Annotated in this window: 18 protein-coding genes and 3 rRNA genes; 19 read left to right on the forward strand and 2 right to left on the reverse strand. The window is 64.0% G+C overall.

Going from position 1 to position 26,369, the window contains the following annotated elements; genetic code table 11:
- Positions 1–74: 74 nt before the first annotated feature.
- Entirely contained in the window at positions 75–776 is a 702-nt protein-coding gene (locus H4W26_RS10020; RefSeq protein ID WP_192591898.1) for a GNAT family N-acetyltransferase, read from the reverse strand.
- Between the two features lie 88 nt (positions 777–864).
- Here H4W26_RS10020 and trhO point away from each other — a divergent pair, with 88 nt between their 5' ends.
- The 11 genes from trhO (at position 865) to H4W26_RS10075 (ending at position 13,319) form a co-directional block, all read left to right on the forward strand.
- Entirely contained in the window at positions 865–1,815 is a 951-nt protein-coding gene (gene trhO, locus H4W26_RS10025) for an oxygen-dependent tRNA uridine(34) hydroxylase TrhO (RefSeq protein WP_192591899.1), read from the forward strand.
- Entirely contained in the window at positions 1,812–3,512 is a 1,701-nt protein-coding gene (locus H4W26_RS10030) for a DUF7059 domain-containing protein (protein ID WP_192591900.1), read from the forward strand. Before trhO ends, H4W26_RS10030 begins: the two co-directional genes overlap by 4 nt.
- 106 nt (positions 3,513–3,618) lie before the next feature.
- Positions 3,619–6,444 carry a type I DNA topoisomerase gene (gene topA, locus H4W26_RS10035; protein ID WP_318779830.1) on the forward strand — a complete coding sequence of 942 codons (2,826 nt, stop codon included), beginning with the start codon at positions 3,619–3,621 and terminating at the stop codon, positions 6,442–6,444.
- A 15-nt stretch (positions 6,445–6,459) separates the two neighbouring features.
- Entirely contained in the window at positions 6,460–7,521 is a 1,062-nt protein-coding gene (locus tag H4W26_RS10040) for a Ppx/GppA phosphatase family protein (protein WP_192591901.1), read from the forward strand.
- Entirely contained in the window at positions 7,511–8,350 is an 840-nt protein-coding gene (locus H4W26_RS10045; protein WP_192591902.1) for a sugar phosphate isomerase/epimerase family protein, read from the forward strand. The genes H4W26_RS10040 and H4W26_RS10045 overlap by 11 nt, the downstream gene beginning before the upstream one ends.
- 2 nt (positions 8,351–8,352) lie before the next feature.
- Positions 8,353–9,240, forward strand: coding sequence for a pyrroline-5-carboxylate reductase (gene proC, locus H4W26_RS10050; RefSeq protein WP_192591903.1), 888 nt, complete (start codon positions 8,353–8,355; stop codon positions 9,238–9,240).
- Positions 9,241–9,318: 78 nt separating this feature from the next.
- Positions 9,319–10,728, forward strand: a complete 1,410-nt coding sequence (locus H4W26_RS10055) for a TrkH family potassium uptake protein (RefSeq protein ID WP_192591904.1) — start codon at positions 9,319–9,321, stop codon at positions 10,726–10,728.
- 97 nt (positions 10,729–10,825) lie between these two features.
- Complete coding sequence (locus tag H4W26_RS10060; RefSeq protein ID WP_192591905.1) at positions 10,826–11,497, forward strand: potassium channel family protein; 672 nt, start codon at positions 10,826–10,828, stop codon at positions 11,495–11,497.
- A 10-nt stretch (positions 11,498–11,507) separates the two neighbouring features.
- Entirely contained in the window at positions 11,508–12,692 is a 1,185-nt protein-coding gene (locus H4W26_RS10065; RefSeq protein ID WP_318779831.1) for an acetoin utilization protein AcuC, read from the forward strand.
- Positions 12,693–12,803: 111 nt separating this feature from the next.
- Positions 12,804–12,902: a 30S ribosomal protein bS22 gene (locus H4W26_RS10070; protein WP_081652675.1), complete on the forward strand. Its 99-nt coding sequence runs from the start codon at positions 12,804–12,806 to the stop codon at positions 12,900–12,902.
- Between the two features lie 156 nt (positions 12,903–13,058).
- Positions 13,059–13,319, forward strand: a complete 261-nt coding sequence (locus H4W26_RS10075) for a glutaredoxin family protein (protein WP_192591907.1) — start codon at positions 13,059–13,061, stop codon at positions 13,317–13,319.
- A 118-nt stretch (positions 13,320–13,437) separates the two neighbouring features.
- On the opposite strand, the gene H4W26_RS10080 is transcribed toward H4W26_RS10075, so the two are convergent.
- Positions 13,438–13,998 carry a hypothetical protein gene (locus H4W26_RS10080; protein ID WP_192591908.1) on the reverse strand — a complete coding sequence of 187 codons (561 nt, stop codon included), beginning with the start codon at positions 13,996–13,998 and terminating at the stop codon, positions 13,438–13,440.
- Between the two features lie 267 nt (positions 13,999–14,265).
- Between H4W26_RS10080 and H4W26_RS10085 the strand changes: the two genes are divergently transcribed.
- The 8 genes from H4W26_RS10085 (at position 14,266) to rrf (ending at position 26,307) form a co-directional block, all read left to right on the forward strand.
- The gene (locus H4W26_RS10085; protein ID WP_192591909.1) at positions 14,266–14,784 is read left to right on the forward strand and encodes a CarD family transcriptional regulator; all 519 of its coding nucleotides are present in this window, start codon (positions 14,266–14,268) and stop codon (positions 14,782–14,784) included.
- A 65-nt stretch (positions 14,785–14,849) separates the two neighbouring features.
- Entirely contained in the window at positions 14,850–16,172 is a 1,323-nt protein-coding gene (gene ispF / locus H4W26_RS10090) for a 2-C-methyl-D-erythritol 2,4-cyclodiphosphate synthase (protein WP_192591910.1), read from the forward strand.
- 25 nt (positions 16,173–16,197) lie between these two features.
- The gene (gene cysS, locus H4W26_RS10095; RefSeq protein WP_192591911.1) at positions 16,198–17,688 is read left to right on the forward strand and encodes a cysteine--tRNA ligase; all 1,491 of its coding nucleotides are present in this window, start codon (positions 16,198–16,200) and stop codon (positions 17,686–17,688) included.
- Between the two features lie 2 nt (positions 17,689–17,690).
- Entirely contained in the window at positions 17,691–18,683 is a 993-nt protein-coding gene (gene rlmB, locus H4W26_RS10100) for a 23S rRNA (guanosine(2251)-2'-O)-methyltransferase RlmB (RefSeq protein ID WP_192591912.1), read from the forward strand.
- The gene (locus H4W26_RS10105) at positions 18,684–20,129 is read left to right on the forward strand and encodes a maltokinase N-terminal cap-like domain-containing protein (RefSeq protein ID WP_192591913.1); all 1,446 of its coding nucleotides are present in this window, start codon (positions 18,684–18,686) and stop codon (positions 20,127–20,129) included.
- Positions 20,130–20,810: 681 nt separating this feature from the next.
- Positions 20,811–22,335, forward strand: a 16S ribosomal RNA gene (locus H4W26_RS10110).
- A 461-nt stretch (positions 22,336–22,796) separates the two neighbouring features.
- A 23S ribosomal RNA gene (locus H4W26_RS10115) occupies positions 22,797–25,908 on the forward strand.
- A 282-nt stretch (positions 25,909–26,190) separates the two neighbouring features.
- Positions 26,191–26,307: ribosomal RNA gene (rrf, locus tag H4W26_RS10120) — 5S ribosomal RNA — on the forward strand.
- The 16S, 23S and 5S rRNA genes sit together here, the layout of an rRNA operon.
- Positions 26,308–26,369: the final 62 nt, after the last annotated feature.

Here is a 26,369-nt window from a genome sequence, read left to right on the forward strand (position 1 = left end):
TCCGCCCGGGAAACGGAGCACTCCGGAGCGAGACCCAGCACCGCTGGCCCGGCCCCGTCACGGATCCCCGCTGCTCAGCTGTTCAGGTCGTCGAACTGCGAGTGGCTCGGCCGGATCCGTCCGCCTGAGGTGGCGCCGTAGACATGCACGTCACCGAGCAGCGTCCAGCCGAGGTACTCGTAGAGCTCCTGGCCGTCGGCGGTGGCCACCAGCAGGCCCTCCTCCACGTCATGCTCGTGGGCGATCGCGATCAGCGCCCGGGTCACGAAGGTGCCCAGGCCCCGACGGCGGTAGTCGTCGTTGGTGTAGATCCGGTCGAGGATCGCGTAGTGGTCCACAGTCGCGACCCGTCCGCGTGCGGCGACCTTCTCCCCGTCCCGCACGGTGAACAGCGTCCATCCGTCGTGATCGTCGCGGCTGGTGGTGAAGCCTTCCGGAGTGATCGGGTCCTCGACGTCCTGGGTCTCCATGTCCACGACCATCAGCTTCTCTTCATCGCTGATCAGCTGCAGGCCATCCACGGGGTTCTGGCTCAGCGAGGGCGCCCCTGGCTCGGCGATGACGGTCAGCAGACGGGCTGAGTCCTTGGCGACTGCGGAGGCGATCTTGCGCAGATCGGTGTCCTCGGGGGCGTACAACACGTACTCCCATTCGTCGGAATCCCCGGAACGCAGGGCGGAATGGACGTTGCCCTCGTGCTGCACGTCGTAGTCGTGCGTCCTTGCCCATCCGGTCACCCAATCGCGGACAAGTGCGTCGCTCAGCTCAGAAGTCATGGTCCGACCATACAAACAAAATGCGCTCCACCGTGAGGGGCAGGGACAACGAGTTCATAAAGATGTTGTGCAGAACTATCCTTGAGGGGTGAGCATGTCCCGAATAGTCCTGTATTACACCTTCACTCCGCTGGCCGATCCGGAAGCGGTGAAACTGTGGCAGCACACCCTCTGCCGTGAGCTTGGCCTGAAGGGTCGCATCCTCATCTCCCCGCAGGGCATCAACGGGACTGTCGGCGGCGAGATCAAGGCCGTCAAGCAGTACGTGAAGCAGACCCGGGCCTATGCGCCCTTCCAAGACATGACCTTCAAGTGGTCCGACGGCGGGGCGGAGGACTTCCCCCGGCTCTCGGTGAAGGTCCGTCCCGAGGTGGTGGCCTTCGGAGTCCCTGATGAGATCGAGGTCGACTCCGACGGCGTCGTCGGCGGCGGGGTGCATCTCAAGCCGGAGCAGGTCCATGAACTGGTGGAGCAGAAGCGCGCCGAGGGCGTGGAGGTCTCCTTCTTCGACGGACGCAACGCCATGGAGGCGCAGATCGGCAGGTTCAAGAACGCCGTCGTGCCGGAGACCGAGACCACCCGGGACTTCATCGCCGAGCTCGACTCCGGCAAGTATGACCACCTCAAGGATCAGCCAGTGGTCACCTATTGCACGGGAGGCATCCGCTGCGAGGTGCTCTCCTCGCTGATGCGACGCCGCGGCTTCGAAGAGGTCTATCAGATCGACGGCGGGATCGTCCGCTACGGAGAGACCTTCGGCGACGAGGGCCTCTGGGAGGGCGAGCTCTACGTCTTCGACTCCCGGATGAACACCCGCTTCTCCGCAGAGTCCAAGACCATCGGTGAGTGCACCCACTGCGGCAGCCCCACCAGCACCTTTTATAACTGTATGGACCGAGGCTGCTCCACCCTGCAGCTCTACTGCGATCAGTGCCGCCACATCCCGGAGACCACTCGCTGCCGCACCTGCGAAGTGCGGCTGCAGCAAGACCCGGCCCATCCGAACACCGGGCTGCTGGAGAAGGTGCGCCGCCCATGAGCGCCCCAGCGCCGGGACCCGCACCAGCGCAGGAACCCGCGGCGATGCCGGGACCTGCAGCGACGTCGGCACCGCCAGCCCCGCGCGCCGACACGACGCTCGTGGCCGCCCTGCGCGCGGACCTGAGCGCCGCAGGCTTCAGCCATGATCACCTCGCCGGGCTTCTCGGCGAGGAGGTCCTCTCCGCGCTGGACCGTGATCAGTTCGTGCCGGGTCAGCTGCGCGTGCAGGAGCTGCTTGACGCCGCCGCCGCAGACTCGCTGCCAGCCGAGCCCGCCGCGGTGCTCTCTGGACTGTGGCTCTTCGGCATGGAGATCACCGTCGCCCAGGTTGAGCAGGCGCTGCCGCGGACCGGCATCCAGGGACTGCTCCGGCTCGAGCTGGTGCAGGCTCAGGCGCACGACGACGGCGAGCTGTGCCGCCCCAGCGTGGATCTGCGGCCCTACCAGGCGGAGCAGCAGGACGGGGTGGCCGACCTCTGGGTCGCCAGCGACCTCTCGTCCCACCAGCTGCAGGGGGCGCTCCCGGCAGAGCATGTGCTGGGCATCGGCCGGGCGAGCCTGACCCTGGCCGCCTCGATCCACCGACGCCCGGTGAGCACGGCGCTGGAGATCGGCACGGGCTGCGGCATCCAGCTGATGCACCTGCTGAACCACGCTGAACACGTGGTCGCCACCGACCTGAGCGCCCGCGCGCTCGACTTCACCGCATTCAACCTGCTGCTCAACGCGCCCGAGCTGCGGCTCGATCCCGAGAACCTCGGCGCCCGGGTGCAGCTGCTCGTGGGCAGCCTCTTCGACCCGGTGGCCGAGCGCACCTTTGACCTGATCGTCTCGAATCCTCCTTTTGTGATCACCCCACGCCCCGCGGATGAAGATCCCGCGGCCCGGTACACCTACCGGGACGGCGGCCGTCGCGGGGACCTGCTCATGGAGGAGCTGATCAGCCAGCTGCCGCGGTTCCTCAGCGACGGCGGCACAGCCCAGCTGCTGGGGAACTGGGAGATCCCGGAGGGCGCCGACTGGGACACGCGTCCCCGGCTGTGGTGTGAGCAGCTTGAGGGCGAGGCCCCCGTGGATGCCTGGTTCATCCAGCGTGATCAGCAGGACGCCGACGAATATGCCGAGACCTGGCTCCGGGACGCCTCCACCGAGCGTGACATCGCGCAGTACCGTCTCCGCTATGCCGCGTATCTGCAGGACTTCGACTCGCGAGGTGTCGAGGCCGTGGGATTCGGCATGATCTGGATGCGTCGGCGATCCGCTGCCGACGCCGCAATGATGAATCCCTGGCGTCGCTTCGAGGAGATCAGCGGTCCCGTGGACCAGCCGCTGGGACCGGTGATCGGCGGCACGGTCGCCCGGGCCGAGGCGGTGGCGCGAGACGCTGAAGCCGTGCTCGACTCGGCGCTCGTCGTGGCCGGTGATGTCACCGAGGAGCGCCATCAGCGCTTCGGCGCCGTTCACCCGGAGGTGATCGTCGCACGTCAGGGCGCCGGCCTGCGGCGGAGCCGCCCGGTCTCCAGCGCAGCGGCAGGTCTGCTGGGCGCCGCCGACGGCGAGTTCGCCGCAGCTCAGCTGGCCACGGCGGTGGCCTCGCTCATGGATGATCAGCCTGCAGACGGCGCGGATCTCGAGCAGGCTCTGCGCACCGAGACGCTGGAGCTCTATGTGGAGGGATACCTCACGCGGTCTTGATTCCTGCGGCGTCGGCGTGTTGTGCTCGCTGATATATTGAGCACTCGACGGCCAGCCCGCTGCTCATGCCCCGAGACTGCACCGCAAGAATTCCTCAAGGAGATCAGTGCCCGAAGGCAAGAAACTCGTCATCGTCGAGTCCCCGGCGAAGTCCAAATCCATCGCCAAGTATCTTGGCGATGAGTTCATCGTGGACGCATCCGCCGGGCATATCCGTGACCTGCCACAGCCCTCGGAGCTGCCCACCGATATGAAGAAGGGCCCCTTCGGGCGCTTCGCCGTGAACCCCGACGGCGGCTTCGAACCGTATTACGTCATCTCGGACTCCAAGAAGAAGAAGGTCACCGAGCTCAAGCGCGCGCTGAAGGAAGCCTCCGAGCTCTACCTCGCGACGGACGCCGACCGCGAGGGTGAAGCCATCGCCTGGCACCTGCTGCAGGTGCTCAAGCCCAAGGTCCCCGTCTACCGCATGACCTTCACGGAGATCACCAAGGAAGGCATCACCCGCGCCCTGGACAACGTGCGGCAGATCGACGAGGACCTCGTCGACGCGCAGGAGACGCGGCGCATCCTGGATCGTCTCTACGGCTACGAGATCTCCCCGGTGCTCTGGCGCAAGGTCGGCAAGGGTCTCTCCGCCGGTCGTGTGCAGTCGGTGGCCACGCGCCTCGTGGTGGAGCGCGAGCGCGAGCGGATGGCCTTCGTGCCTGCTGGCTACTGGGACCTCTCCGGCAGCTTCACCACTTCAGCTTCAGAAGAGTTCACCGCCAAGCTCAATGCGGTCGACGGCGCCCGTGTGGCCACCGGCTCTGACTTCAACGATCGCGGCGAGCTCAAGTCCTCGCGCTCCAAGACTGAGGTCAGCGTGCTGGACCAGCAGGCGGCAGAGACCCTCGCCGCCGGTCTGACCGATGCCCAGTTCACCGTGGACTCGGTGGAGGACAAGCCGTACTCCCGAAAGCCGCAGCCTCCCTTCATCACCTCGACTCTGCAGCAGGAGGCCTCCCGCCGTCTGCGGTTCTCCTCCCGGGCGACGATGCAGGTCGCCCAGCGGCTGTATGAGAACGGCTACATCACCTATATGCGTACCGACTCGGTGACGCTCTCGAATGAAGCCATCACGGCTGCTCGTCGGCAGATCACCGAGCTCTACGGGGCCGATCACGCGCCCTCGAGCCCGCGCTACTACTCGAAGAAGAACGAGACCGCGCAGGAGGCTCACGAGGCCATCCGCCCTTCCGGAGACCACTTCCGCACTCCCGGCCAGGTGGCCAGCGAGCTGTCCAAGGACGAATTCAAGCTCTACGAGCTGATCTGGAAGCGCACAGTCGCCTCGCAGATGTCCGACGCCAAGGGCTTCACCGCCTCGGTCCGGCTCAGCGCCCAGGTCTCCGGCGGCTCCATGGCCGGGACCACCGCCACCTTCGGCGCCTCCGGCACCGTCATCACCTTCCCCGGGTTCCTCGCCGCTTATGAAGAGGTCCGCGAGAGCACCGGTGAGGACGAGGACGCCAAGTCGGCGAAGGCCGATAAGCGGCTCCCCAAGCTCGAGACCGGGGAGCGGCTGACCGGCCGCGAGGTCAACGCCAAAGGACATGAGACCACGCCGCCCGCCCGCTACACCGAAGCCACGATCGTGGCCGAGCTGGAGAAGCGCGAGATCGGGCGCCCCTCCACCTACGCTCCGACGATCTCCACGATCATGGACCGCGGCTATGTCACCAAGCGCGGCTCGGCGCTGATCCCCTCCTGGACCGCGTTCAGCGTGATCCGGCTTCTCGAGGAGCACTTCGGGAAGTACGTGAACTATGACTTCACAGCCCGGATGGAGGAGGACCTCGACCAGATCGCGCGCGGCGAGATCGAGCGCGAAGCATGGCTGCAGGGCTTCTACTTCGGTGCCCAGGACGGCGTGGACGGGCTCAAGCACGTGGTGGAGAACCTCGGCGAGATCGACGCCCGAGCCATCAACTCCATCGAGATCGCCCCAGGCGTGAACCTGCGGGTGGGTCGCTACGGACCCTACCTGGAGCGTCCCAACCCTGACGGTGTCGTCACCGCGGAGGGCGAGCTGGAGCCCCAGCGGGCCAACCTTCCCCAGGACCTCGCCCCCGATGAGCTCACCGTGGAGAAGGCTGAGGAGCTCTTCGAACAGGCACAATACTCCGGGCGGGTGCTCGGCCTTGATCCACAGACCGGACGCGAGGTCGTGGCCAAGGACGGTCGCTACGGGCCCTACGTCACGGAGGTCATCGAGGAGATGACCGAGGCGCAGCTCGAGGCCTATATGGAGTCGCTGCCCACCGAGTACTACAAGAACGGCAAGCCCAAGCCGAAGAAGAAGCCGGCCAAGGAGAAGCCCAGAACCGGGTCGCTGCTCAGCGACATGACCCTCGAGACGGTCGATCTCGAGCAGGCCCTGCGGCTGCTCTCGCTGCCCCGCGTGGTGGGCACCGACGAGGACGGCGAGGAGATCACCGCGCAGAACGGTCGGTTCGGGCCGTATCTGAAGAAGGGTTCGGACTCGCGCTCGCTCGAGACCGAGGAGCAGATGTTCACCATCACGCTGGAGGAGGCGAAGGCGATCTACGCCCAGCCCAAGCAGCGCGGCCGGCGTGCAGCTGTGCCGCCGCTGGCCGAGTTCGGCGCTGATCCGACCTCGGAGAAGCAGGTGGTGGTCAAGGACGGACGGTTCGGCCCCTACGTCACCGACGGCGAGACCAACGTGACGGTGCCGCGCAGCGTCTCTCTGGAGACGTTGACCAAGGAACATGCCTATTCGCTGCTGGCGGAGAAGCGTGCCGCGGGCCCGAAGAAGCCCGGAGCGTCGAAGCCTGCCGCGAAGCGGTCCACCGCCAAGTCCCCGGCGAAGAAGAGCAGCGCTGCGAAGAAGTCTCCAGCCAAGAAGACGACGGCGAAGACCGGATCCTAACCGAGGAGTCACCTGATGCGTCTGGGCGTGCTGGATATCGGTTCCAATACCGTGCACCTGCTCCTGGTGGATGCCCACCTGGGAGCGAAGCCTGAGGCTTTCGCCTCCCACAAGCGACCGCTCTCCCTGGTCAAGCACCTGGACGAACAGGGCGCGATCACCGATGAGGGTCAGGCGGAGCTGATCGGCTTCATCGCCGAGGCTGCTCGGTTCGCCGCGCGACACCGAGCCGAGGATCTGCTCTCCTTCTGCACCTCGGCCCTGCGCGAGGCGGCCAACGGAGAGGCAGTCCTGGAGCGCGTGGTGAGCGAGACCGGAGTGGAGCTGACCGAGCTCAGCGGCGCCCAGGAATCTGCCATGACCTTCTTCGCGGCCCGACGCTGGCGCGGCTGGAGCGCCGGAGATATCCTCAACTTCGACATCGGCGGCGGATCCTTCGAGATCGCCTACGGGCGCGATGAGCTGCCCTCCACCGCGGTCTCGGTGCCCCTGGGCGCTGGCCGGCTCACCCGTGACTGGCTCAGCGAGGACCCGCCGAGCAAGGATCAGGCGAAGGCGCTGAAGAGCTACATCCGTGAGGAGCTCGAGGCGGCCCGCCGGGAGTTCCCGGTGCTCAGCGAACACACCGAGGTGCTCGCCACCTCCAAGACGTTCCGCTCGCTGGCCCGGATGACCGGCGCCGCCCCCTCGGCGGCCGGGCCCTACGTGCCTCGGTCCCTCACCCATTCAGAGCTGAAGCCGTTGGCCAAGCGGCTGGGCTCCATGACGGCCGAGGAGCGTGCAGAGCTTCCCGGCGTCTCCACGCTGCGCGCCCGGCAGGTCTTCGCGGGTTCCCTCGTCGCCGAGCAGGCGATGAAGGTCTTCGGCATCGAGGAGCTGCAGATCTGCCCCTGGGCGCTGCGTGAAGGCCTGATCCTGCGCCGGTTGGACTCTCTGGTCCGCGAGGGCGCTGTGCAGGTCCCCGCCGCACCCGGAGTCGGGCATGTGAATCTCGGCCGAGAGCTGCGCAAACCTTCGCGCGGCGACGTCCCCGGTGGCCGCCCGACGGCGGCCGCGGCGGTGGAACATGCCCACTGAGGACGTCCAGCCGCACCCGGCGCACGAGCTGCCACGCATTCCGGTGGCACTGTCCACCTCCTCGGTCTACCCGCTGGGGGTCGCCGAAGGCTTCTCCATCGCCGATGACCTCGGCTATGACGGAGTCGAGGTCATGGTCACCCACCGCAGCGAATCCCAGCAGGCTTCCACGCTCAACGAGTTGTCCTGGCGCTTCGGCCTGCAGGTGATGGCCATCCATGCACCCACGCTGCTGCTCACCCAGCAGGTCTGGGGCTCCGCCTGGGACAAGCTCAAGCGCAGCGCCGCCCTCGCCCAGGAGGTCGGCTGCGGCGTCGTCGTCGCTCACCCGCCGTTCCGCTGGCAGGTCGGTTATGCGGAGGGCTTCGCCGAGGGGATCGCCGAGCTGGAGGCAGAGACCGGGGTGGTCTTCGCCGTGGAGAACATGTACCCCTGGCGTGCAGGCGGACGCGAGGCCACGATGTACCTGCCGCACTGGGATCCGGTGGATCAGCCTTATCCGCACGTGACCTGGGACTTCTCGCATGCGGCCACCGCCGAGGCGGACTCCTACGAGGCGGTGTCCGCGCTCGGTCAGCGGCTGCGCCATGTGCACCTGACCGACGGCTGGTCCAACGGCTTCAAGGATGATCACCTCATCCCTGGGCAGGGTGAACAGCGTGTGGCGGAAGCGATGCAGCTTCTGGCCAAGCCCGACTTCGCCGGGTCCGGATTCACCGGTGTGGTCGCTGTTGAAGTGGCCACCCGCACCGCCCGCAATGTGGGAGATCGGGAGCGCTGGCTGGCCGAGTCCCTCGCCTTCGCCCGCAAACACCTCGGACAGGAGTGAGCATGAGCAGCACCGCAGCACCGCAGCAGAACCCCGCACCCACCGCCGCTCCGCGCGTCGCCATGCTGGGGCTGGGCTCGATGAACGGCGCCATCCTGGCGGGCCTGCTGGCCTCGTCTGTGCAGCCCGAGGACGTGGTCGCGACCACGCGCAGCACCGCCACCGCCCAGGCCCGCGCCCAGGAGCACGGAGTGACCGTGCTGGCTGAGGCCGAGGACCCGCAGGCGAACCAGATCGCTGCCGGACAGGCGGACATCATCTTCCTCGGGGTCAAGCCCCATGGGATCGTCGACCTCGCCGGGTCCATCGCGGACTCGCTGAAGCCGGACGCCGTCGTCGTCTCGGTGGCCGCCGCGATCAGTGTGGAGATGCTGCAGGGCGCCCTCGGGCAGGGACAGCCGGTCATCCGTTCCATGCCCAACACCCCGCTGTCGGTGGGACTCGGAGTGGTCGGTCTGGTTCCGGGGACCCATGCCAGTGAGAGCGACACGCGGCGGGTGCAGGACCTGCTCGCCGCCTGTGGGACCGTGCACGTGATCGAGGAGTCCCAGATCGACGCGCTCACCGGCATCTCCGGCTCCGGGCCCGCCTATGCCTTCTACCTCGCCGAGCAGATGGCCGAGGCCGGCGTCCGGCTCGGGCTTGACCCCGCACTGGCCGCCGATCTCGCCGCGCAGACGGTCTACGGCGCAGGCAAGATGCTGGTCTCCGGCGACGGCACAGCAGACGCAGCAGCGCTGCGCAAGGCCGTCTGCTCACCCAATGGCACCACCGAACGCGCGATCGACGCCTTCGATGAGCATGGCTTCCCTGCGGCGGTGGCCGCCGCCGTGACCGCCAGCGCCACCCGCTCGGCAGAGATCACCGACGAGCTGCGGAACGCACGCTGAACACCCGGTCCAGCGCCTCCGAGGGGCGAGTCTTGATGGTGTGCAGCGCGGCATGAACAGAGGAATACAGTAGTGGCCATGGCGAGGGACACGCGCACAGAGCGCAGCAGCGGAAACGAGGGTGTCCTCAGGGCCCGACTGAGGCAGGGACTCAGGCGTCTCACCGGCACATCGCCGGCCCGTGCCGCCATGATGATCTTCGCGGTCACCATCGCCGTCTTCGCCTCCCTGCTGATGATGCCCTGGTCCACCGTCGCGGGGCGCTCCCCGGAATTCCACGACGCCCTCTTCGTCGCCACCTCCGCCGTGACCGTGACCGGTCTGACCTCGGTGAACACCGCCGATCACTGGTCCTTCGCCGGCGAGCTCGTCATCCTCATCGGCATCCAGGTCGGCGGACTGGGGATCATCACCATCGCGGCGCTGCTGGCGATCTCGGTGACGCGCAACCTCGGGCTGCGCACCCGGCTCGTGGCGCAGGAGGGCGGCATCTCCACCGGTGCGATGGGGGAGACCGGTCAGGTCATCCGCACCGTCGTGATCTGCTCTGCAGTGGTGGAGGCGGCCCTGGCCATGGTGCTGATCCCACGCTTCATCCATCTCGAGGACGACCTGGCCAGCGGCGTGTGGCACGGCCTGTTCTACGCCATCTCCTCCTTCAACAACGCCGGCTTCGTGGTGCACTCCGGAGGCCTTGACGGCTTCGGCGCTGATCCGGTGGTGATCTGGACCATCATGGCGGGCGTCTTCCTGGGCAGCCTGGGCTTCCCGGTGCTGTTCATGCTCTGGCGCAACCGCTGGCACGTGCGCCGCTGGAGCCTGCACACCAAGCTGACCCTGCAGGTCACGCTGCTGCTGCTGGTCGTCGGGGCGCTGCTGTACGGAATCATGGAGTGGTCCAACACCAACACCATCGGCGAGATGAGCGTCTGGGAGAAGGTGCAGAACTCCCTGTTCGCCTCGGTGAACATGCGCTCCGGCGGCTTCTCCGTGGTGGAGTCCAATATGGAGAACTCGGAGACCATGCTGATCTCCGACGCGCTGATGTTCGCCGGCGGCGGCTCAGCCTCGACCGCCGGGGGCATCAAGGTCACCACCATCGCGGTGATCTGGCTCGCCTTCCTGGCGGAGGCCCGCGGCGACGCCGAGTCCACCGCCCACGGACGCACCATCCCCGCCTCGGCCGTCCGGGTTGCGGTCTCGGTGGTGGCCATGGGTGCGACGCTGGTGCTGATCTCCACCGTCTGGCTCATGTACATCACCGGACTCGACATGGGGCGCCCGCTCTATGAGTCCATCTCCGCCTTCGCCACCGTCGGGCTCACCGCCGGGTTGAGCGCAGACCTGCCCCCGGAGGGGCTCTATGTGCTGGCAGCGCTGATGTTCGCCGGCCGCGTCGGGATCATCACCTTCGCCGCCTCACTGACCGTGCGCCAGCGCAGCCGGGTTCGCTACCGCTACCCGGAGGGACGTCCGATGATCGGCTGAGTGTGCTGGAGAGCACCCTGCAGGGGTTTACCCTGGAGTCAGCACTTTCAGGCTCAGCCCAGCGGCTGAGTACGCATTTCGCGAAAAGGACGCATCAGTGGGCAAGCAGAATCCGCAGAGCAACAAGCCGGTCCTCGTCGTGGGGCTCGGCCGTTTCGGCATCGCGCTCAGCGAGCAGCTCGTGACGCAGAACAAGGAGGTCCTGGCCGTGGAGCGCGATCGCGGCCTGGTGCAGAAGTACGCCGACCTGCTCACCCACGTGGTCGAAGCCGATGCCACCGACATCGAGGCGCTGCGCCAGGTCGGCGCCCAGGAGTTCGACGCCGCCGTCGTCGGGGTCGGCACCTCGATCGAGTCCTCGGTGCTCATCGCCGCGAACCTGGTGGACCTCGGAGTCAGCCAGGTCTGGGCCAAGGCCATCAACCCCACCCATGGCAAGATCCTGACCAGGATCGGCTGCCACCACGTGATCTACCCCGAGCACGACGCCGGCGTGCGCGCCGCCCACCTGGTCTCGGGACAGATGCTGGACTTCATCAAGTTCGACGACGACTTCGCGATCGTGAAGATGCGTCCACCGCGCGAGCTGCACGGCAAGACGATCGACCAGTGCCAGCCGCGCAGCCGACACAGGGTCAACGTCGTGGGCGTGAAGTCCCCCGGCAAGGACTTCGTCTATGCCCAGCCCGACACCCTCGTCTCAGCTGGCGACACCATCATCGTTTCGGGAGACGTCTCCCAGCTGGAGTACTTCGCCGACCACGCCTGAGGAGGGCCCCGTGGCCGAACTTCCTGCCGTCCTCGTCTGGGACGACGCCCTGCTCGACTACCGCTTCAACTCCAGCCACCCCATGGACCCGGTCCGCCTGGAGCTCACGGCCAAGCTCTGCGAAGAGTTCGAGCTGTTCAGCGCTCCCCATATGCGGCTTCTGAAGACCCAGGTCGCCTCGGATGAGGTGCTCGGGACCGTCCACACCCCCGAGTACATCGCGGCCGTGAAGGCGGCCGCCGAGCACGGCAGCGCGGCGGCGGAGCACGGCCTGGGCACCGAAGACACCCCCGTCTTCAGCGAGATCCATCTCGGTGCGGCACGGATCGCCGACGGGTCCTACCAGTGTGCCCAGGCGCTGCTCGCAGGCACAGCGGTGCGCGCGGTGAACTTCGCCGGCGGAATGCACCACGCCGGCCGCTCCCGGGCCGGAGGATTCTGCGTGTACAACGATTCCGCCATCGCCATCCAACACCTGCTCGACCAGGGAATCAGCCGGGTCATCTATATCGATGTCGACGCCCACCACGGGGACGGAACGCAGTCGATCTTCTATGACGACCCGCGGGTGATGACCATCTCGATCCACCAGACCGGGGTCGCCCTGTATCCCGGCACCGGATTTCCCAATGAGACCGGCGGACCCGGCGCGGAGGGCTCGGCGGTGAACATCGCGCTGCCCGAGGGCACCGGCGATGCCGGCTGGCTGCGGGCCTTCCACGCGGTGATTCCGCAGCTGGTCGCCGCCTTCGAACCCGAGGTCATCCTCTCCCAGCACGGCTGTGATTCACACCGCGAGGATCCGCTCAGCGACCTGCAGCTCAGTGTGGACGCCCACCGCCAGACGGCGCTGGACATCGAGCACCTGGCGGACGAACACTGCGAGGGGCGGTGGATCGCCACCGGGGGAGGCGGATACGCAGTGCACACCGTGGTTCCCCGCAGCTGGACCCACCTGAGCGCCGTCGCGCTGGGCATGCCCATCGGCTTGAACACCCCCGTGCCGCAGCGCTGGAGAGACTATGTGCGCGAGAAGTACCAGGTCGAGACGCCGGAGTCCATGGGCGACGACGCCCAGCTGTGGTGGCGCTCCTGGGAACTGGGATACGACCCGTCCGACGCCGTGGATCGTGCGGTCATGCAGACGCGCAAGGAGATCTTCCCGCTCTACGGACTGGACCCCTGGTTCGACTGATCCCCGCCCGCGCGGGGCGCCAGTCGACGATTCTGTGCCTGCACCACGTAGCCGCTACACTGTTCCGAGACCTTTTTCTCGTTGTTTACCTACAGACAAGGACTGCACCCCATGGGCTCAGTGATCAAGAAGCGCCGCAAGCGCATGGCGAAGAAGAAGCACCGCAAACGCCTGCGGAAGACTCGCCACCAGCGCCGCAACAAGAAATAGTCTTCTTGGAAGCGTGAAGGAACCCCGGCAGCCATCAGGCGGCCGGGGTTCCTTCGTCTCTGACCAGGAGACAGTCCCAGCAGCCGGGACACCAGATAGATTCAGGTTCTAGAAGAAACAGACCAAGGACGCCGATCCTCGGAGCAGGGAGATGCTGTGCCAGCACCGGTTCAGGTTGAAGTTCTCACCAGGCAGGGATGCCATCTGTGCGAAGACGCGATGCGCACCGCACGCGAGGTCTGCGCGGAATTCGGGCTCGAGCCCGATGAGCTCGACATCACCGAGGACCAGAGTCTGCTGGACGCCTACTCAGAGGAGATTCCGGTGCTGCGCGTCAATGGGCAGGTCAAGGACTTCTGGAAGATCGATCCGCAGCGCCTGCGCCGGCTGCTCCGCGAGGCCACCAGCGCCGGCTGATTCGAGCTTCCTTGCTCTGCGCATGAGAAGAGGGGCCCGGTCACGGTGACCGGGCCCCTCCTCTGCTGAAACTGCGTGGACCTGCTCGGCTCGACGGCGGGCCGGAGCGGTCCCCGGCTCAGTGGCCGGATTCGTTGGGGTCGTGGTGCGAGGTTCCGCTGCCATAGGTGTCGGGACCGTGCTCGAGGTGATCCGTCACGGTCTCGTCATAGCCGCCGGGAACCAGGTCGCGGTACTCGGGAAGCACGCCGTCGAAGACTGCGGTCTCCAGCTCGGCGGACTCACCGTCCACGCTCACCGTGACGTCGTGCATGGACCCGGGGGCACCTTCGAAGGACTCGACGACGATCTCCTCGTCATGTTCCAGGGAGACGATCTCACGCGCGGGCACGGTGACCATGATGGTCTCCGAGTCCGAGGCGATCTCCACCTCGGCGTCCTCGAGGCCGGTGTTGCTCAGTGTGCCGATGACTCGTGCCGGGTTGTCCTCACCGCGGGTGACGAAGGCCATGTGGCGGAACTTCACATCGTTGAACTCCGCGCTGGAGCCGTCCGAGGCCGAGTACTCGATGGTCGTGGCCTGCAGGTTGGAGAAGCTGCAGCCCGTCAGTCCCAGGAGGGCGGCGGCCGCCAGGGATGCCGCTGCGGTGCGGCGGGCTGTCTCAGCTGAGAACTTCACGTGGCGAGTCTCCTCACGATCTTGGTGCGATGCAGGCCGGTCCAGGAGAGCGTTCGTCGTCCCGGACCTCGACTGCCACGCAGATGACGTCCACGTCAGCGGAGGAATCTCAGCTCACGCGATGGTTTTGGTCTTCCGCCAATTCTACAGGATGTCGAAATCAGATGTCGGCGAAGCTTAGGCGGTGACGCAGAAGGAAACCGGAGCGACACGCGGCGAGGATTGTGACGCGTGATAAACTGAGGTTCGGGAAAGGGGAATAATTACATGAATTTTGAGGTCGGCGAGACTGTCGTTTACCCGCACCACGGTGCGGCCACGATTGAAGAAGTCAAGACCCGCACTGTCCGCGGCGAAGAGAAGATGTACCTCAAGCTCCGGGTGTCCCAGGGAGACCTCACCATTGAGGTTCCTGCAGACAATGTCGACCTGGTCGGTGTGCGCGATGTCGTCGGGCAGGAAGGCCTGGAGCATGTCTTTGACGTGCTCCGCGCCGAATACACCGAGGAGCCCACCAACTGGTCACGCCGGTACAAGGCCAATCTGGAGAAGCTCGCCTCAGGCGATGTGAACAAGGTGGCCGAGGTCGTCCGTGATCTGTGGCGTCGGGAGAATGATCGTGGTCTCTCCGCTGGAGAGAAGCGCATGCTCGCCAAGGCCCGGCAGATTCTGGTCTCCGAGCTGGCACTTGCCAAGAAGCTCGATGAAGAAGAGGCGGCCAAGCTGCTGGACAAGGTCCTCGATGAGGCTCCGACCCCGGCAGAGCCTGAGAAGGTCGCAGAATAAGCACGTCACGGGTGGGCCCCCAGGCCGCGCCCACTGTCACGGTGGCTTACCAAGAAGCATCGTCGATGAGTCGCCCGGGCGCCGGGACAGGATCTCCTGTCCCAGCGCGCCGGGCGCTCATCGTTGTGGCCGCTGGCAGTGGAGAGCGCCTCGGCCGCGGAATGCCCAAGGCCCGGGTGCACCTGGCAGGTCGACCGATCCTGGCGCATGTCTTTGATCGGCTGGGAGAGCTCACGGTTCCCTTCGACGCGGTGATCCTGGTGCTTCCTCGAGACGATGCCAGCTTCGCCGAGCTCGACGCACTGGGACGGGGCTTCAGTGCTGATACCGGAGTACCGGTGCACTCCACACCAGGTGGAGACAGCAGGTCCGGCTCCGTGCGCGCCGGCCTCGATGAGCTGGAGCGCGCCGTCGCCCACGCAGACTGGAGCCCCGCTGCGACCACCGTGCTGATCCACGATGCGGCGCGCGCGCTGACCCCGCAGGAGGTCTACGCGCAGGTCATCTCCGCCGTGGAGTCAGGAGCCCCCGCCGTCGTCCCGGCAAGACCCGTCACGGACACGATCAAACGGGTGCATCCCGATGCACCGCAGCATGCCCAGACCGAGCGCGTGGTGGAGACCGTCCCGCGGGCTGCACTGCGGGCAGTGCAGACTCCGCAGGGGTTCACCTGGGAGCTGTTGCAGCGAGCGTTCGAACACACCAGAGGGATGGCCGAGGACGACGCCGAGGCGCTGACAGATGAAGCGATGATCGCCGAGGACATGGGCGTGGAGGTCAGCATCGTCGCGGGTTCCGACCTGGCGGTGAAGATCACCACACCGTCTGACCTCATCTCGGCCGAGGCGCACCTGGCTCACGCGTCCCCGGAGCAGCCGTCCATGCCGCAGGTCGTCCTGCCCCGCGTCGGGATCGGCCATGATGTGCATGCTTTCGCCCCCGCGGAGGAGCCGCGCGAGCTCTGGCTTGCCGGCCTGTTCTGGCCGGACCTGCAGGGACTGACCGGACATTCCGACGGTGATGCGGTGGCGCACGCCTGCTGCGATGCCCTCTTCAGCGCCGCCGGCGTCGGCGACCTCGGCGTCCACTTCGGCGCCGACACCATCGGGACGGCGCGACCCGAGCTTCGTGGAGCCTCCGGGGCGCAGCTTCTCGCCGAGGCCGCGCGCATCGTGCGCGCCGAGGGATTCGGCATCGGGTCGCTCGCAGTCCAGTTCATCGGCCGGCGCCCGAAGTTCGGGCCGCGCCGCGCGGAGGCCGAAAAGGTGCTCAGCGGCGCCGTCGGAGCGCCGGTCGCGATCAGCGCCACCACCTCGGACGGGCTGGGCTTCACCGGACGCGGCGAGGGCATCCTGGCCACGGCCACGGCGGTCGTCTACCAGTTGTGAACCACTGAGCAGATAAGCTGGCGAGGTGGCACTGCGACTTTACGACACCAAGACGGCGACAGTTCGAGATTTCGAGCCCCTGGAGCCCGGCCGAGTGTCGCTCTATTACTGCGGAGCGACCGTCCAGGGTCGCCCGCACGTGGGTCACGTGCGCTCCGCCGTCGCGTTCGACATCCTCATCCGCTGGTTGGAGCACACCGGCCTCGACGTGCTCAGCGTCCGCAACGTCACCGACATCGACGACAAGATCCTGGAGAAGTCAGCGGCCTCCTCCCAGCAGGACCACGTCGCGACGTCGGACTACCCGGCGAACGAGCCCTGGTTCGCGCTGGCCTATCGCTTTGAACAGGCATTCCACGCCGCCTACGACGCGCTCGGTGTTCGGCGGCCACGCTACGAACCGCGTGCCACCGGTCATATGACCGAGATGTTCACCCTCATCCAACGGCTCATCGACGCCGGACATGCCTATCCCGCCGAGGATGGGTCCGGCGACGTCTACTTCGACGTCCGCTCCTGGCCCTCCTACGGCGAACTCACTCGCCAGCGCGCCGAGGATATGCAGGACGCCGGTGATGCGGACCCGCGCGGGAAGCGTGACCCGCGAGACTTCGCGCTGTGGAAGGGCCAGAAGGACACGGATCCCGCCACCGCCCGGTGGGACGCCCCCTGGGGTCCCGGTCGTCCAGGCTGGCACGTGGAGTGCTCCGCCATGGCCACCAAGTATCTGGGGAGCACCTTCGACATCCACGGCGGCGGATTGGACCTCCGCTTCCCGCATCACGAGAACGAGCTCGCCCAGTCGGCAGCTGCCGGTGACGGCTTCGCCCGGTTCTGGCTGCACAACGGCATGGTCACCTATGCCGGGGAGAAGATGTCCAAGTCGGTGGGAAACACCATCTCGCCCGAGGAGATGCTCCGCGCAGGCAGGCCCCGTGCAGTCCGCTATTTCCTGGGACAGGCGCACTACCGCTCCCAGCTGGACTACCGGCCGACGTCGTTGACCGAGGCCGCCGCCGCCGTTGAGCGCATCGAGACCTTCCTGGAGCGAGCTGCCCAGGATCACTCCGCGGGAACACCCGGAGCCGACCAGCCGGTGCCCGACGCGTTCGCCGCAGCGATGAACGACGATCTCAATGTGCCGCAGGCGCTGGCGGTGCTGCACGAGACTGTCCGGTCCGGCAACATCGCCCTCGATGCAGGGGACTCCCAGACCGTGGCGCAGCGCGCCGCAGCCGTGACCACCATGGTGGCTGTGCTGGGACTCACCGACGTCCCGGAAAGTCACCAGTCGGGGGATGCCGCCTCCGAATCGGCCCTGGCCGAACTCGTCGAGGCCCTGCTGCGCGAGCGGGTGGAGGCGAAGTCTGCCAAGGACTACGCCCGCGCCGATGCCGTGCGTGACCGACTCACTGCAGCCGGCGTCGCACTCGAAGACTCTAGAGAAGGGACTCGCTGGGCCTTGGCCCGTGCGAGTTCAACCACCAGCCCCGCCACAGGGGCGAGGAAAGGCTGAACATGGCGAAAGACTCACGGCCGAAATCGGCTGCGATCCGCAGAGAGAAGAAGGGTCCGCAGACAGGCTCCGGTGGACAGGGCCGCCGTGCCCTGCGCGGAAAAGGTCCGACGCCCAAGGCAGAGGACCGGGTGTACCACAAGGCGCACCGACAGAAGATGCTCTCCGAGCGTGCGGCATCCAAGACCAGCGAGAACCGAACACGCCAGCGCGGTTCAGGGTTCGGGGCCGAGGACATGGTTGCTGGCCGCAACTCCGTGGTGGAGGCGCTGCGGGAACGCGTGCCCGCCCGTGAGCTGCACGTCGCGACCGACGTGGAATCCGATGGCCGCGTGCGTGAAGCGCTGCAGTATGCCGCCGAACAGGGCATTCGCGTCAGAGAGGTCAATCGCCGGCAGCTGGACAACTCCACCGGTGGGGCAGTGCATCAGGGACTGGCGCTGCTGCTGGAACCCTATGACTACGCAGATGTCATTGATCTCGCCGAGGACGAGCTGGAGCGCGCGGCCAAGGGTCATATCCCGGACCAGCCGCTGTTTCTCGCCTGCGATTCCATCACGGACCCGCGCAATCTCGGCGCGATGCTGCGCGCCGCCTCTGCCTTCGGGGCTCATGGGGTCCTGATCCCGGAACGCCGCAGCGCTGGGGTCACGGCCACCACATGGAAGACCTCCGCCGGAGCTGCCGCGCGCATCCCGGTGGCTCGGGCCAAGAACCTCACACAGGCGCTGAAAGAGGCGAAACAGCTGGGATTCTTCGTGCTCGGGCTCGATGGTGGGGGAGATATCTCGCTGCAGAACATCGAGCTCGCGACGGAGCCGGTGATCATCGTGGTCGGCTCGGAGGGCAAGGGGCTCTCCCGCCTGGTGCGCGAGACCTGCGACCAGATCGTGTCGATCCCGATCACCTCGGCGACAGAATCGTTGAACGCCTCGATGGCGGTGGGCATCAGCCTCTACGAGATCGCCATGCGCCGTCAGGGAGCGCGTCAGTAGATGACGCGTTTTCGAGGAGAGGAGCAGCCGGGGTTCCGGGATCTTGTGGGGACCTGGCTCTCCCAGCAGGAGTGGTTCCCGGTCGCCCCGGCCCGGCGTGCCATCACCCGTGTGGGAGGCCTGCGCCTTCCGGCTCCCAGCGGCGACGCCGACCAGGGTCTGCATCTGGAGATGCACCTCTTCGACGTCGCGCACACCGGCGGTGTGGAACGGGTGGCAGTGCCGATGGCGCTGCGCAGCCGACCTTCGGCACTGGCAGGCAAGACGGCGCTGATCGGCCGACTCGGCAGTCCCGCGGGTGAGCTGTGGGTCTATGACGGTGCCCGGGACCGGGCATTCCTCGCCGCGTGGCATGAGATGGCGCGCCGTCAGCAGGGCAGTCGCAACGGTAGATCCCGTGGAGAGGCCTTCGGGGACTTTGACACCTGGCCGGCCTTCACGGCGAAGCTGCAGCGCACCCCGGTGGAGACGAAGGGCCCGGGCGCGACGAGAACCGCGGTCATCGCTGCGGAGTCCGATGAGGATGTGGCCCGGGAGACGGTGGTCGACTTCATTCGCCGACCCGCGCATCAGCGTGCCGCGACGCTCGACACGGTGATGCGGATGGCTCGCACGGGCAGCACCACGGTGGCGAGAGTCCTGGGAGTGGTGACCGGCAGCTGGCCGGAGCCGACCGGCGCCGCGGGGGACCTGCGGTGGGTCTCAGGCGACCTGGGAATCATCCGCGAAGCCGCCCTCGGCGCCCCCGATGCCGCAGCGCTGACCCGAAGGGCCTTGAGCACCGGGTCTGATTTCACCGAAGAGGCCGCTGAACTCGGCGAGATCCTCGGAGACTTCCATGCCGACCTCGCCGCCACCTTCGGCGCCTATCCGCAGACTTCTGGCCAGCTCAACGCCATGGTGGATGGCGCCGCGAAGGCGCTGCAGGACCAGTGGGCCCAGGTGCGGGCGGACCTCGATGAATCCGAGGCCACCGATCTGGCCGAGGTGGTGGACCTGCTCAAGCGGCAGCTGCGCGACGCCGACCAGGTCATGACCCTGCAGAAGATCCATGGAGACCTCAGCACCGAGCGACTCCGCAAGGGAGGGTCTGAGCGAGGATGGATCGTCGATGAAGATGGCGGGATGGTGGATCATGCGCTGCCGATGCGCGATGTCGTCACTCTGCTGATGTCCCTGGCCGATCTGGTGATGGAGACGGCTCACGCCGCCCCGGGCACCGAGGGCCCTGATGGGGGGAGTCTCGATCCCGTGGACTTCGGCCTCTGGTACGAGCAGGTGACGAAGTCCCTGCTGCAGGGCTACCGGAACAGCGATGCGGAGGGCGCTGGAATCGATTCGGTCTTCTTCCATGTGGCGATGCTGACCGAAGCGCTGGAGCTGTTCCATCGCTGGGAGGGACGCTGGGTCTTCCGGCCCTCGATGCTCCTGCAGAGCGAGACCTGAACCCCCTCCTCAGGCGGATTTTGAGGTGGAGTTTACAAAGCCGAAAAAGTGCTGGTAGAGTCTCATCTCGTGCTCAAGGGCGCAGCGGAAAAGCGTGAAGCGGACCGCAGCGGCCGAGCAGATATTGAAAACCACATAGCTTTCCTTCACCGATTCGTTCGGGGAAGGGTTCGAAACTCCGGTGAATCCGGTGTTGAACCTGGGTCAGCCTCGAGTTGACTCAGTCAGACACCAGGACGTAGAGTTGAGAACCGCGCAGACGACAAGTTCGGCTTCGCTCCAGCAGCTCTTGCAGGAACGAAGATCAAGGAACGGTCTGGCGTCAAAGATTCTGATGCGTTCATCGAGAAACTCGATGGAAACATCGAATTGACGAAGCGAAAGCTTGTTGGTAAGCTTGAAAAGTTGCTTCGGAGCGATTCAAGAAAACATAAACTTCTTGATGGTGCCGGTAGCGGTTGTTGTTTGAGAACTCAATAGTGTGCCAAGTTTGTTGATACCAAATTATTTATTTGGTTATAACAGCGACATTACCACCCCCGTGGTGATGATCGCAAATTTAGCCAAGGATTCATTCCGGTGTCTGTGATCAATGATGGTGGAATCGTGAGGGCCTTGTTTTTCTGGCAAGGTCTGGTTCTTCTTATTGTTGGGTGTGGATGCTGATCTCTTATTAATTTTTTAATGGAGAGTTTGATCCTGGCTCAGGATGAACGCTGGCGGCGTGCTTAACACATGCAAGTCGAACGATGAAGACCGTGCTTGCACGGTTGGATTAGTGGCGAACGGGTGAGTATCACGTGAGTAACCTTCCCTTAACTCTGGGATAAGCCCGGGAAACTGGGTCTAATACCGGATACGACCAGTCCTCGCATGGGGTGCTGGTGGAAAGATTTATCGGTTTTGGATGGACTCGCGGCCTATCAGCTTGTTGGTGAGGTAAAGGCTCACCAAGGCGATGACGGGTAGCCGGCCTGAGAGGGTGACCGGCCACACTGGGACTGAGACACGGCCCAGACTCCTACGGGAGGCAGCAGTGGGGAATATTGCACAATGGGCGAAAGCCTGATGCAGCGACGCCGCGTGCGGGATGACGGCCTTCGGGTTGTAAACCGCTTTCAGCAGGGAAGAAGCGCAAGTGACGGTACCTGCAGAAGAAGCGCCGGCTAACTACGTGCCAGCAGCCGCGGTAATACGTAGGGCGCGAGCGTTATCCGGAATTATTGGGCGTAAAGAGCTCGTAGGCGGTTTGTCACGTCTGCTGTGAAAGCCCGGGGCTCAACCCCGGGTGTGCAGTGGGTACGGGCAGACTAGAGTGCAGTAGGGGAGACTGGAATTCCTGGTGTAGCGGTGAAATGCGCAGATATCAGGAGGAACACCGATGGCGAAGGCAGGTCTCTGGGCTGTTACTGACGCTGAGGAGCGAAAGCATGGGGAGCGAACAGGATTAGATACCCTGGTAGTCCATGCCGTAAACGTTGGGCACTAGGTGTGGGGAACATTCCACGTTTTCCGCGCCGTAGCTAACGCATTAAGTGCCCCGCCTGGGGAGTACGGCCGCAAGGCTAAAACTCAAAGGAATTGACGGGGGCCCGCACAAGCGGCGGAGCATGCGGATTAATTCGATGCAACGCGAAGAACCTTACCAAGGCTTGACATGGACCGGACCGCTGCAGAGATGCAGTTTCCCTTCGGGGTCGGTTCACAGGTGGTGCATGGTTGTCGTCAGCTCGTGTCGTGAGATGTTGGGTTAAGTCCCGCAACGAGCGCAACCCCTATCCTATGTTGCCAGCACGTTATGGTGGGGACTCATGGGAGACTGCCGGGGTCAACTCGGAGGAAGGTGGGGACGACGTCAAATCATCATGCCCCTTATGTCTTGGGCTTCACGCATGCTACAATGGCCGGTACAATGGGTTGCGATACTGTGAGGTGGAGCTAATCCCTAAAAGCCGGTCTCAGTTCGGATCGAAGTCTGCAACTCGACTTCGTGAAGTTGGAGTCGCTAGTAATCGCAGATCAGCAACGCTGCGGTGAATACGTTCCCGGGCCTTGTACACACCGCCCGTCAAGTCACGAAAGTGGGTAACACCCGAAGCCGGTGGCCTAACCCTTGTGGGGGGAGCCGTCGAAGGTGGGACTCGCGATTGGGACTAAGTCGTAACAAGGTAGCCGTACCGGAAGGTGCGGCTGGATCACCTCCTTTCTAAGGAGCTGGACCCGAGTCGGGTCCGCCACTTCATGTCGCCGTTCGTGTGACTGGTGGTTTGCTCAAGGGTGGAATATCAACGAATCGTCATCATGTACTTGGCACTGGTTTCTCCGGTACGCCCGTCTTCAGCGCTCTTTTGAGTGTTGTGGTTTCACGGGTCGGGAAGAGAGCTGGTGCTTTTGTGTATGGTGCTTGGCACACTGTTGGGTCCTGAGACAACAATGGTTGTTTCATGATCTGGCCCTCGGCTTCAGGTAGCCGGCCCCGTTTTCGGGGTTGGTGATGGTGGTGGGGGTTGTTGTTTGGGAACTGCATAGTGGACGCGAGCATCTTTGTTCTTTTGAACAAAATACTCGAATCATGCTGGTCACGCCTTTGGTGTGGTCAGTGTTTTTTGTGTCAATTTTTAGTCGAGCGCTTAATTTTGAGTGTCATCGCAGCTACTGTGATGGCGGTCGTAAGTGTTTTAGGGCGCATGGTGAATGCCTTGGTAGTAGGAGCCGATGAAGGACGTGGGAATCTGCGATAAGCCTGGTGGAGTTGATAACCGAGCGTTGATACCAGGATTTCCGAATGGGGAAACCCCGCATGCTGTGATGGTGTGTGACCACCGGTTGAATGTATAGACCGGTTGGAGGGAACGTCGGGAAGTGAAACATCTCAGTACCGACAGGAAGAGAAAACAATGTAGTGATTCTGTGAGTAGTGGCGAGCGAAAGCGGATGGGGCTAAACCGGTTGCGTGTGATACCTGGTAGGGGTTGCGTGATCGGGGTTGTGGGACATTTCGTTGAGGATCTACCAGTCCTCAGGGTTGAGGTGCGGGCGTATAGACGAAGAAGGTTGAGTCCTTCGCCGTAGAGGGTGTGAGTCCGTAGTCGTAATGCGTTCCGCCGGCCTGTAGATGTATCCCGAGTAGCACGAGGCTCGAGGAATCTTGTGTGAATCAGCCAGGACCACCTGGTAAGCCTAAATACTACCTACTAACCGATAGTGAATCAGTACCGTGAGGGAATGGTGAAAAGTACCCCGGGAGGGGAGTGAAATAGTACCTGAAACCATGTGCCTACAATCCGTCAAAGCATCCTTTAGGGGTGTGATGGCGTGCCTTTTGAAGAATGAGCCTGCGAGTTAGTGCTCAGTGGCGAGGTTAACCCGTGTGGGGAAGCCGTAGCGAAAGCGAGTCTGAATAGGGCGTTTGAGTCGCTGGGTCTAGACCCGAAGCGGAGTGATCTACCCATGGCCAGGTTGAAGCGCGTGTAAGAGCGCGTGGAGGACCGAACCCACCTAGGTTGAAAACTGGGGGGATGAGCTGTGGGTAGGGGTGAAAGGCCAATCAAACTCCGTGATAGCTGGTTCTCCCCGAAATGCATTTAGGTGCAGCGTTGCGTGTTTCTTGCCGGAGGTAGAGCTACTGGATGGCCGATGGGCCCTACAAGGTTACTGACGTCAGCTAAACTCCGAATGCCGGTCAAGTCAGAGCGCAGCAGTGAGACTGTGGGGGATAAGCTTCATGGTCGAGAGGGAAACAGCCCAGACCACCAGTTAAGGTCCCTAAGCGTGTGCTAAGTGGGAAAGGATGTGGAGTTGCTTAGACAACCAGGAGGTTGGCTTAGAAGCAGCCACCCTTGAAAGAGTGCGTAATAGCTCACTGGTCAAGTGATTCCGCGCCGACAATGTAGCGGGGCTCAAGCACACCACCGAAACTGTGGCATTTAGTCCCTTGCGGACTGGATGGGTAGGGGAGCGTCGAACACTGCGGTGAAGCAGCAGCGTAAGCTCGTCTGTGGAGTGTGTTCGAGTGAGAATGCAGGCATGAGTAGCGAAAGACACGTGAGAAACGTGTCCGCCGAATGACTAAGGGTTCCAGGGTCAAGCTAATCTGCCCTGGGTTAGTCGGGACCTAAGGCGAGGCCGACAGGCGTAGTCGATGGACAACGGGTTGATATTCCCGTACCGGTATAAGACCGCCCATGGTGATCTGGTGATACTAACTGCCCGAATCGTGCTAGAGCAGGTCCTTTCGAGGATCTGACGTGTACGAGGAGCGCAGGACCTGAACCGGGGAGCCAAGCGTATTAACAGGTGTGACGCAGGAAGGTAGCTGAGCCCAGCGATGGTTGTCTGGGTCTAAGAATGTAGCCCGAGTCCTAGGTAAATCCGGGACTTGTTATATGGGTGAGACTTGATGGGCCCCCACTTTGGTGGGGGATTCAGTGATCCTATGCTGCCAAGAAAAGCATCGGCGCGAGGGCTTGTACCGCCCGTACCCATAACCGACACAGGTGGTCAGGTAGAGAATACTAAGGCGATCGAGAGAACCACGGTTAAGGAACTCGGCAAAATACCCCCGTAACTTCGGGAGAAGGGGGACCACCCTGGTGATCCAGGCTTGCTTTGGTGAGCTGGTGGTGGTCGCAGAGACCAGGGGGAAGCGACTGTTTACTAAAAACACAGGTCCGTGCGAAGTCGTAAGACGATGTATACGGACTGACTCCTGCCCGGTGCTGGAAGGTTAAGAGGAAGGGTTAGCCACTTGTGGCGAAGCTCTGAATTTAAGCCCCAGTAAACGGCGGTGGTAACTATAACCATCCTAAGGTAGCGAAATTCCTTGTCGGGTAAGTTCCGACCTGCACGAATGGAGTAACGACTTCCCCGCTGTCTCAACCGTGGACTCGGCGAAATTGCACTACGAGTAAAGATGCTCGTTACGCGCAGCAGGACGGAAAGACCCCGAGACCTTTACTATAGCTTGGTATTGGTGTTTGACATCACTTGTGTAGGATAGGTGGGAGACTGTGAAGCGGCCACGCTAGTGGTTGTGGAGTCATCGTTGAAATACCACTCTGGTGTTGTTAGGCATCTAACTTCGGGCCCTGATCGGGTCCAGGGACAGTGCCTGGTGGGTAGTTTAACTGGGGCGGTTGCCTCCTAAAGAGTAACGGAGGCGCCCAAAGGTTCCCTCAGCCTGGTTGGCAATCAGGTGTCGAGTGTAAGTGCACAAGGGAGCTTGACTGTGAGAGCGGCAGCTCAAGCAGGAACGAAAGTTGGGACTAGTGATCCGGCGGCACCGTGTGGAAGGGCCGTCGCTCAACGGATAAAAGGTACCTCGGGGATAACAGGCTGATCCTGCCCAAGAGTCCATATCGACGGCATGGTTTGGCACCTCGATGTCGGCTCGTCGCATCCTGGGGCTGGAGTTGGTCCCAAGGGTTGGGCTGTTCGCCCATTAAAGCGGTACGCGAGCTGGGTTTAGAACGTCGTGAGACAGTTCGGTCCCTATCCGCTGCGCGCGCAGGAGATTTGAGAAGGTCTGTCCTTAGTACGAGAGGACCGGGACGGACGAACCTCTGGTGTGTCAGTTGTACTGCCAAGTGCACCGCTGATTAGCTACGTTCGGGATGGATAACCGCTGAAAGCATCTAAGTGGGAAGCCGGCTTCAAGATAAGATCTCCGTCACCTTCGGGTGTGAAGGCTCCCAGCTAGACTACTGGGTTGATAGGCCAGATGTGGAAGCGCAGCAATGCGTGAAGCTGACTGGTACTAATAAGCCGATCACTTACACCACACATCAATTTGTGGTGCTCGGTGAAGTTTCATTGGAACACTGCGTGTTCGCGTCCACTAGGCGGTTCTCTGCCAACAACCCCATAACACCTGGGGGCTCTTTGATGAGCCCGTGGGTGGTGTGGGTCAGGTCAGACCACACCCCCCGGCAAGTGATTGTTGGGGTGTGTATAAGTGAAGAGTGTTGTTGTGAGTTTAGGTTTACGACATCGTGGTACCCCACCACAGTAAGCACCAGTAGTGGTGTGTGTGGTGGTGTGGGATGCGGTGTTGTTCTAGAGTTACGGCGGTCATAGCGTGGGGGAAACGCCCGGTCCCATCCCGAACCCGGAAGCTAAGGCCCACTGCGCCGATGGTACTGCACACTGGAGTGTGTGGGAGAGTAGGTCGCCGCCGGACACAATTTAAGGGTTGAAGCCCGGTCCCCATTCGTGGGACCGGGCTTCACCTGTACCCAGACA

Origin of the sequence: Nesterenkonia halotolerans, assembly GCF_014874065.1 — a bacterium.
Classification (GTDB): domain Bacteria; phylum Actinomycetota; class Actinomycetes; order Actinomycetales; family Micrococcaceae; genus Nesterenkonia; species Nesterenkonia halotolerans.